The sequence below is a fragment of the Halomonas sp. BC1 genome (assembly GCF_002078135.1).
GTDB lineage: Bacteria > Pseudomonadota > Gammaproteobacteria > Pseudomonadales > Halomonadaceae > Vreelandella > Vreelandella stevensii.
In genome coordinates this window covers 246,315-255,083 of record NZ_LFGS01000012.1, presented here as the reverse complement: position 1 = coordinate 255,083, position 8,769 = coordinate 246,315, and the positions used below count along the sequence as shown (strand labels likewise).

The window sequence follows — 8,769 nt, the reverse complement described above, 5'->3', positions numbered from 1 at the left end:
CAGGGTGCCCGTGTGGGCGTCGCGGCTAGCACGGGACGTTTCGCGGCGCTGCCTCGCATGGCGCGCGTGGCGGCAGTGGCGGGCACGGCCTACGTGGTGGTACGCCACCCCAGCCTGGTGAGCGCGCTAGGCGCCAATCTGGCCAACTGGCTTGGCTGGCCCACCTGGTTGGGGCAGTGGCTGCTGTGGTTCTTGGTCTTGCTGCCGGTGCTGATCATGGCTCGCTGGCTATATCGCTGGTTGATTTCCCCCTTGCTCTGGCTGCTACTGCCGGTGGCGCGCCTGTGCGTCAGGATGCTTGCGCACGCGCCGAGGCAGCGTGGGTAGCGCCGCTCTGACAGCATGTCTGCTCAGAGTGTCGTAATAGTGGCACCACATGGTAAGCCGTTAAGGCCTGCGACAGGCTAGCAAGCGTATTTTGTGGACTTACAGCGGCGTCTTGCTCATCCTGCCCGGTACTTCTCGCACCAGCCTGGGCATCAGGAAGCCGGGCAGGTGTTCGAGCAACTGCTGGACCAGCGCTTTGGCGCGTTCGTCGGTGACGTCGTAGTGGGCTGCGCCTTGTACGGGGTCGAAGGCGTGCAGGTAATAGGGCAATATCCCCGCCTCGAACAGCCGTTCGGAGAGCGTGGTCAGGGTCGTGACGTCATCGTTGATGTCGCGCAGCAGCACGCTCTGGTTGAGCAGCGTGACGCCCGCCTGCTTGAGGCGCGAGCAGGCTGCGACCACGGCCTGGTCGATCTCGTTGGCGTGGTTGATGTGCAGCACCATTACCTTTTGCAGCCGGGTGTTGCCAAGCCAGCCCAGCAGGTGGTCATCCACCCGGTCCGGGATGACCACCGGCAGGCGCGTATGCAGCCGCAGTCGCTGCAGGTGGGGAATCTCTTCCAGCTGCGCGACCAGCCAGCTCAATTGCCTGTCGTTGGCGGCCAGCGGATCGCCGCCGGAGAGAATCACTTCCCGAATGGCGCTGTCCTGGCGGATATAGCCAAGGGCCTCCTGCCATTGGGCTCGCGAAGGCGCGTGCTCCTGGTAGGGGAAGTGGCGGCGAAAGCAGTAGCGGCAGTTGATGGCGCAGGCCGGGCTGGCGATCAACAGCACGCGGTTGGTGTATTTATGGATCAGGCCTTTGGCCGGACGGTGCTCGGCTTCTTCCAGTGGGTCGGTGACATAGCCGGGCGGCGACAGGGCTTCTTCGGCCAGCGGCAGGACCTGGCGCAGCAGCGGGTCGCTGGGGTCGTTGGGCGCGATGCGTGACAGGTACGCCTCGGGCACGCAGATATCGAACAGGCGATGCCCCGCCTGGGCTTCTTGCTGCCACTGGGCGTCCAGGCCAAGGCGCTGGCAGAGGGTTTGCGGGTCGCGAATGGCGTGGGATAGTTGCCGTTGCCAGGAGGCGGGTGCCTCGTCGGATATCGAGTGATCGGCAATGATGATGTTCTCCTGCAAAAAGCCCTCCTTCGGGTTATCATGCGCGCACTTGGCTACAAGGTTAACGACGGCGAAGCAGGGCTGCGCGCGTCACCGACTGAAACACACCATAGAACCATTGAGAGGCAGTATGGCGAACTATTCTACCAATGAATTCAAAGCGGGTTTGAAAGTAATGCTCGATGGCGATCCTTGTTCGATCGTCGAGAACGAGCTGGTCAAGCCTGGCAAGGGTCAAGCGTTCAACCGCGTCAAGCTGCGCAACCTGATGACTGGCCGTGTCGGTGAGCGCACGTTCAAGTCTGGCGACTCGCTGGAAGGCGCTGATGTCATGGATCTGGAGATGGAGTACCTCTACACCGACGGTGACATGTGGCACTTCATGAAGACCGACGGCTCTTTCGAGCAGTACGCGGTAGAGAAAAAAGCACTGGGCGAGACCGAAAAGTGGCTCAAGGAGCAGGTGCCCTACACCCTGACGCTGTGGAACGACAAGGCGATCTCGGTCACGCCGCCCAACTTCATCGAGCTGGAAGTCGTCGAAACCGACCCAGGCCTGAAAGGCGATACGGCACAGGGCGGCTCAAAGCCTGCTACGCTTTCCTCGGGTGCCGTGGTACGCGTACCGCTGTTCATCAACCAGGGCGAAGTGTTGAAGATCGACACCCGCTCCGGTGAGTACGTATCACGCGCTTGATCGGCGTCACTTGCAAGCGGTAAGCAAAGCCACGCACTCTGCGTGGCTTTATGTTGTCAGGGAGAAGGGAATGACGGCCAGTTGGCAGCCAACAGCATCCATGGAGACACTGCGTGAGCGTGCGCGCCTGCTTGCGGCAGTGCGCCATTTTTTCGTATCACGGGATGTCATGGAAGTAGAGACCCCCGTCCTCGGGCAAGGGGGCAGTACCGATGTCAACCTCGTGTCGCTGGCGACTCGGGCACGCACGGACAAGGGCCAGCGCAAGCTGTGGCTACAAACCTCGCCGGAATTTCACATGAAGCGGCTTTTGGCGGCGGGAAGTGGGCCGATCTTTCAGCTGGCTCGCAGCTTTCGTGATGGAGAGGTGGGGTCGCGGCACAATATCGAATTCACCATGCTGGAGTGGTATCAGCCGGGCTATTCGCTCGCCCAGCTGATCGAAGAGACCACGGCGCTGGTCGCCCATGTGATGCCCAATGCTCCTGGGCCAGTGGTGCACTACCGCTACCGTGAGCTGTTTCATACGCATCTGGAAGTGGACCCTTTCACCACGTCGCTGGACACCTTGCGTCTGGTGGCGGCCGAGCGGGGCAGCATGCCCGCCAAGGCGCTGGCCGAGGAGGGGCGTGATACGTGCCTCGATCTGCTCATGGGCATGGTCATCGAGCCGCGCCTGGGCCAGCAGGAGCTGAGCGTGGTGGTGGATTATCCGGCCAGCCAGGCGGCACTCGCGCAGCGCCATCAGGATAGCGACGGGGAGTGGGTGGCGTCGCGGTTCGAGCTCTATCTGAACGGGGTCGAGCTGGCGAACGGCTACCATGAGCTGACCGATGCTGACGAGCAGCGTCAGCGGTTTGCCCGCGATAACGAGGAGCGTCGTCGGTTGGGGCTGAGCGAAGTGGACGTGGACGAGCGGCTGCTGGCCGCGCTGGCCCATGGAATGCCTGCTGCCTCCGGTGTCGCGCTGGGCATCGACCGGTTGATACAGCAGGCCCTGGGCAAGGGGAAGCTGGAGGAAGTACTGGCGTTTGCTACCCCTGCCTGTTGAGGTTGGCCGTGCCGGGCGCTGGCTATGACGCCTGCGGTGTTGCCAGGGATTGGCCCATGGCCACCTTGGCGCCCAGCTCATGCTCGGCAAAGGTGATCGGCTTGGCGAAGCAGGTGACCACCGTGGAGCCCAGCTTGAAGCGGCCCATCTCGGCCCCTTTTTCGATCACGATGGGCTGGCCGAAGACCATCCGCTGGGGCGTGCCCGCCAGCGGGGTCACCTGGCCTGCCCAGACGGTCTCGATGGCGGCCACGATCATGGCACCCACCAGCACCATGGCCATCGGGCCGTGCTCGGTATCGAAGATACAGACCAGACGCTCATTGCGCGCAAACAGGCCAGGCACGTAGTTGGCGGTGGCCTGATTGACGGAGAACAGCCGCCCCGGCACGTAGATCATTTCGCGCAGCGTGCCGGTCACCGGCATGTGCACGCGATGGTAATCCCGTGGGGAGAGGTACACGGTGGCAAAGCTGCCTGCCATGAACTCCTGGGCCAGCGCATCGTCACCCCCCAGCAATGTATGCACCGAATAGCGATGCCCCTTGGCTTGCACGATGTCGCCTGCGCACAGGCGGCCAAACTGCGAAAGGGTGCCGTCGGCCGGGCTGAGAATGCCGTCGCCCAGGGGGCGGGCATCGGGCTTCAGCGCCCGGGTGAAGAAGTCGTTGAACGTGGCGTAGGCGGTAGGGTCCGGTTCCAGTGCCTGGCTCATGTCCACGTCGAAGCGTTTGATGAACGCCTTGATGACGGCGTTCTTGACCCGTGGTTGATCGCACGCGGCGACCTTGCCCGTCAGCCGGGAAAGCGCGTGATGGGGCAGTGGGTACTGCAGTAGCGAAAAGGCTTTTTGAGAAACGGTCACAGTGGTGTCTTTGTCTCGGTGTCGGTTGAGTGTCGTTGGCGCATGGCAGGCATCAGCGTTCGATGGGGGTATCGTCGCGATTGCCCCATTCGCCCCAGGAGCCCGCGTAGCCACGAATGTTGAAGCCCAGGGCCTTGCCCACCAGCCAGGTAAAGCTGCTGCGGTGGTGGCTTTGGCAGTGGGTGGCGATCTCCATGTCCGGTGTCAGGCCCAGCGCGCCCAGTTCGGTGATCAGTTCGGCGTAGTCGCGAATGCGCAGCGCGCGTTGACGATCCATGGCGTCTACCCAATCCATGTTCACCGCGCCGGGAATGTGGCCCAGGTGCTTGTTGTTGCCACGCTCACCGTCGTACTCGGCCTTCGAACGGGCATCCCAGATGGCGAACTGCTTGTCGTTCAGCTTGTCGAGAATCTCGTCGCGGCTGATGGCGGCCTGAGGATTGAGAATGTCGGCCTGATAGTCACTGGGCGTGGGGGCCGTGGGCTCGATGCTCTCTTCGAGGCCCGCGTCGCGCCACGCATGAATGCCGCCATTCAGGTAGGAGTAGCGGGTATGGCCAATCAGCTCCAGCGTCCACAGCAGGCGAGCGGCCCAGCCGCCACCCTCGTCATCGTAGGCCACCACGTGGGTATCACGGGTCAGGCCCATGGCGCTGAACAGCTGCGAGAGAAACGCCACGGAGGGCACGTCGTTGGGGACCGGGCCCTCGCCGCGCATCAGATAGCGGTAGTCGAGGTAAATGGCGCCGGGCACGTGCCCCTGGCGGTAGCTGTCGCCATTCAGTGGCACATCGACGATCAAGAGCTGAGGGTCGCCCAGATGCTCGACGAGCTGTTCTGGTTCGACGATCAGTGGCAGCACGTTGGTTTCGGAAGAGTGGCTGTTGGTCATGGTCGGCTCCCTGTCCCTGCAATGAAAGTAATCTGAGCCATCGGCGTCAGCCGTCAGGCCTGGGTGTTCAGGCTATCCAGTATGCGTCGGTAGCTGGTAAAGCGCTCTGGGTGAATCTTGCCCGCCTCGACGGCATTGAGTAAAGCACAGCCGGGCTCATTGCGATGGCGGCAATCCCTGAAGCGGCATTGGCCCAGGTAGGGGTGAAACTCGATGAAGCCGTTGGTCACTTCCTGTTCATCGAGGTGCACCAGCCCGAATTCGCGGATGCCGGGGGAGTCGATCAGCTCGCCGTCGTGCACTTCGTCGCTGCGCATGGCGTAGAGCCTGGCGGTGGTGGTGGTGTGAGTGCCCTTACGCGAATCTTCCGAGAGGGCGCCGATGCGCAGGGTCTCGTCCGGCAACAGCAGATCGATCAGCGAGGATTTGCCTACCCCGCTCTGGCCGACGAACACCGAGGTACGGCCCTCCAGCTGCTGACGCAGGGCGTTCAGGCCTTCAGGGTTGGCCGTGGTGGTACGCACCACCCGATAGCCCAGTTGGCGGTAACGCTCCAGCAGCTGGCCAAGTTCGCCACCGCCTTCCGGCAGCAGGTCGGTCTTGTTGAGCACCAGTACGGGCGTGATGCCGGTGGCCTCGGCAGCGACCAGGTAGCGGTCGATCAGGTTGGGGTGCGGCGCAGGCTCCACCGCAAAGACGATCAGCAGCTGGTCGATGTTGGCGGCCACCGGCTTGAGCTGCCCTCTGGCATCCGGGCGTTTGAGGATCGTGTCGCGCTCCTCCCGGGCCACCACGACGCCAGAGCCATCCTGACCCGCTCGCCAGATCACCCGGTCGCCGGTCACCAGCCCTTCCAGGTTGGCGCGCAGATGGCAGCGTACCGGGGTGCCGTCGGCATCGCGAACTTCCAGGGTACGGCCGAAGTGGGCCATCACACGGCCTGGCTGTTCGGGACCATACTCCCCGGCGGAGAGCTTTTCGGCATCCCGCGCGTCGCGTTTTTCCGCCCGCTGAGCGCGCTCGGCCTGGATTTTTTCGACGCGCCACTGCTGCTGACGGCTTAATTTACGTTTGCTCATGACCACCCGAAGATCGTTACAATGGCAGGCATTGTAACCACCTGAGCCACCCACTGTCCCCTACGGGGTGCGGTGCAAGGCAATATAAGCGACACTTTTATGCACATCGCTCGTGTTGGAGCGACTTTGGCCAAGGAATGAGACGAATGAGTGAGCAAGCCGTCACCCCGCGCAGCGACCTGCTGGTATGGATCGACCTGGAGATGACCGGCCTGGAGCCGGACAAGGAGCGCATCATCGAAGTGGCCACGCTGATCACCGATGCGCATCTCAACGTGGTGGCCGAAGGGCCGGTGATTGCCGTCAAGCAGCCGGACAGCCTGCTGGCCGCCATGGATGAGTGGAACCAGAAAACCCACGGTGAGTCGGGGCTCGTGGCGCGGGTCAAGGCCAGCCAGGTGAGTACCGAAGAGGCCGAGCAGCAGACGCTGGCGTTTTTGAGTCGCTACGTGGTGCCCGGCTCATCGCCCATGTGCGGCAACAGCATCCATCAGGATCGCCGCTTTCTGGAGCGCGAGATGCCCGCCCTGTGGAGCTTCTTCCACTACCGCAACCTGGATGTGTCCAGCGTCAAGGAACTGGCCAAGCGCTGGAACCCGAGCGCACTGGAAGGGTTCAAGAAGCGCAACGTGCATTTGGCGATGGACGACATCAAGGAGTCGATAGCCGAGCTTGCCCACTATCGCAGCACCTTCCTGCGCGTGGCGCCCGGCAGCGACGAGCAGCGTTGATCCGCGCTGACGCTTTTCAGCGTTGCGTCGCGATGCGCGCTGCGCGTTTCTGGTGCTGCTCTGCCAGTGCCCAGACCACGTGCTCGCGGACCAGCGCGCTGGGGTAGGCGCGGCGTGCCCACAGGGCGGCTTCGACGTCACGGCTCCAGGGCGCATTGCCCAGGCCCACCGCCAGGTTGCGTAGCCAGCGCTCGTAGCCGATGCGGCGTATCGGGCTCCCGGCAGTCTTGTCGAGAAACTCCGCCTCGCTCCAGCCGAACAGAGTGACGAGCGAGGCGCGGTCGAGATCGTGACGCGGAGCAAAATCCTGCTCCTGGGTCGGGCGTGTGAAGCGGGTAAACGGGCAGACCAGCTGGCAGTCATCGCACCCATAGACACGGTTGCCCATGGCCCGGCGGTACTCCACGGGGATCGCGCCGTGCAGTTCGATGGTCAGGTAGGAGACGCATTTGCGCGAATCGACCACCTTGTCATCGACGATGGCGCCGGTGGGGCAGGCCGTGCGGCAGGCGCTGCAGCTGCCGCAGTGCTCTCGCTCGAAGGGCGGGTCCACGGGCAGAGGCAGGTCGGTATACAGCTCGCCGAGAAAGAACAGCGAGCCAGCCTGGGGGGTGAGCAGCATGGCGTTCTTGCCGAACCAGCCAAGCCCTGCCTTCTGGGCCAGGGCACGCTCCATGACCGGGGCCGAGTCGACGAAAGCGCGAAAGCCAAAGGCGCCCACCTCTTGCTCGATCTGCCGTGCCAGCTGGGCCAGCCGTTTGCGCATCAGTTTGTGGTAGTCGCGCCCCAGCGCATAGCGCGATACATAGGCACGCTGGGGCTGCCCCAGCACTTTGGTGGTGGCAACGTCGGCGGGCAGGTAGTCCATGCGCACGCTGATCACCCGCTGTGTGCCGGGCTCCAGCTCGGCCGGGCGGGTGCGCTTGGTGCCATGCTTGGCCATGAAGCCCATGTCGCCGTGATAGCCCTGTTCCAGCCAGCGCTCGAGATGGCGCTCGTGGACGGCAAGATCGGTGTCGGTGATGCCGACCTGCTGAAAGCCCAGCTCGCGCCCCCAGCGCTTGATCAGCTCGGCGAGTTGCTGGAGTCGCTCGGCAGAGAGTGAAAAATCAGAGGAAGGTGGCATGGTTGATCAACATTGGTGCAACAGGCGCGCTATGCTAACCCATTACGCTTTCATACGATATCCACGGTGCTGCCGTGTCAATGAATACGGCGGTGCCTCGGCCCATGGCAGCCGCTAAGGAGAGACCGTGTCCACACTGAGTACCTCATCGTTACGCCCTTTGTACAAGGCAGCCCAGGTGCGTGAGCTGGATCGACGCACCATTGCTAGTGGCATCGACAGCTTCGCGCTGATGCAGCGTGCGGCATCCAGCGCCTGGCACAGCTTTCGCTCGCGTTGGCCCCAGGCCCGCAGCGTCACGGTGCTATGTGGAAGCGGCAATAACGGGGGCGATGGCCATGTGTTGGCGGCCCTGGCCATGCAGGCAGGGCTCAAGGTTCAGCGGCTTTCGACCAAACCCCTGGCAGCGCTCACGGGTGACGTGGCCAAGGCGGCAGGGCTGGCATCGGCAGCCGGGGTGGGATTCGACGAGTGGCAGCCCGCCACGACGCTGGTGGGGGAGGTGATCGTCGATGCCCTGCTGGGTACCGGGCTTGCTGGTGAACCCCAGGGCAACATCCGCCAGGCCATCGAGGCCATCAATGGCGCGCACCAGCCGGTGCTGGCGCTGGACATTCCCTCGGGCCTGTCGGCGGATAGCGGGGCCGTGCTGGGCAGTGCGGTGGTGGCGGATGGCACCGTTACCTTCATTGGCGACAAGATCGGGCTGCATACCGGCGATGCGCCAGCCTATACCGGCGAGATCGACTTTCGCCCGTTGGGCGTGAAGGCTCAGGCCTTTTTCGATATTCCGCCCACGGCTTGGCGGCTGGATGAAGCGCTGCTGGCCGACGCCTTTGCACCGCGTTCGCGGATCAGCCACAAGGGCAACCTGGGGCATGTGCTGGTCATGGGCGG

General features: G+C 63.6%; 9 protein-coding genes and 1 pseudogene. 5 read left to right on the top strand and 5 right to left on the bottom strand.

What is annotated here, in order from left to right; all coding sequences use genetic code 11:
- Window positions 1–327: pseudogene (locus tag B7L72_RS10740) on the top strand (hypothetical protein); the annotation flags it as partial.
- Between the two features lie 99 nt (window positions 328–426).
- On the opposite strand, the gene epmB reads toward B7L72_RS10740, so the two are convergent.
- On the bottom strand, window positions 427–1,449 hold the full coding sequence (gene epmB / locus B7L72_RS10735; RefSeq protein WP_081194222.1) for an EF-P beta-lysylation protein EpmB: 1,023 nt from the start codon (window positions 1,447–1,449) through the stop codon (window positions 427–429).
- A 112-nt stretch (window positions 1,450–1,561) separates the two neighbouring features.
- Here epmB and efp point away from each other — a divergent pair, with 112 nt between their 5' ends.
- Window positions 1,562–2,128, top strand: a complete 567-nt coding sequence (gene efp, locus B7L72_RS10730) for an elongation factor P (protein ID WP_016913434.1) — start codon at window positions 1,562–1,564, stop codon at window positions 2,126–2,128.
- Between the two features lie 70 nt (window positions 2,129–2,198).
- Complete coding sequence (gene epmA / locus B7L72_RS10725) at window positions 2,199–3,179, top strand: EF-P lysine aminoacylase EpmA (protein ID WP_016913435.1); 981 nt, start codon at window positions 2,199–2,201, stop codon at window positions 3,177–3,179.
- 22 nt (window positions 3,180–3,201) lie between these two features.
- Here the strand turns inward: epmA and asd are convergent, their stop codons facing one another.
- Genes asd through rsgA form a run of 3 tightly spaced genes read right to left on the bottom strand, consistent with a single transcriptional unit; the run spans window position 3,202 to window position 6,015 of the window.
- Window positions 3,202–4,044: an archaetidylserine decarboxylase gene (asd, locus tag B7L72_RS10720; protein WP_016913436.1), complete on the bottom strand. Its 843-nt coding sequence runs from the start codon at window positions 4,042–4,044 to the stop codon at window positions 3,202–3,204.
- Window positions 4,045–4,096: 52 nt separating this feature from the next.
- On the bottom strand, window positions 4,097–4,936 hold the full coding sequence (locus tag B7L72_RS10715) for a sulfurtransferase (protein ID WP_081194220.1): 840 nt from the start codon (window positions 4,934–4,936) through the stop codon (window positions 4,097–4,099).
- A gap of 53 nt (window positions 4,937–4,989) precedes the next feature.
- Complete coding sequence (gene rsgA, locus B7L72_RS10710; protein WP_081194276.1) at window positions 4,990–6,015, bottom strand: small ribosomal subunit biogenesis GTPase RsgA; 1,026 nt, start codon at window positions 6,013–6,015, stop codon at window positions 4,990–4,992.
- Between the two features lie 146 nt (window positions 6,016–6,161).
- On the opposite strand from rsgA, the gene orn reads away from it, so the two are divergent.
- Window positions 6,162–6,746, top strand: coding sequence for an oligoribonuclease (orn, locus tag B7L72_RS10705; RefSeq protein WP_016913439.1), 585 nt, complete (start codon window positions 6,162–6,164; stop codon window positions 6,744–6,746).
- 16 nt (window positions 6,747–6,762) lie between these two features.
- Here the strand turns inward: orn and queG are convergent, their stop codons facing one another.
- Window positions 6,763–7,872, bottom strand: coding sequence for a tRNA epoxyqueuosine(34) reductase QueG (gene queG, locus B7L72_RS10700; protein ID WP_081194218.1), 1,110 nt, complete (start codon window positions 7,870–7,872; stop codon window positions 6,763–6,765).
- A gap of 127 nt (window positions 7,873–7,999) precedes the next feature.
- On the opposite strand from queG, the gene B7L72_RS10695 reads away from it, so the two are divergent.
- A partial coding sequence (locus B7L72_RS10695; protein WP_081194274.1) for an NAD(P)H-hydrate epimerase occupies window positions 8,000–8,769 on the top strand: 770 nt, incomplete at its 3' end.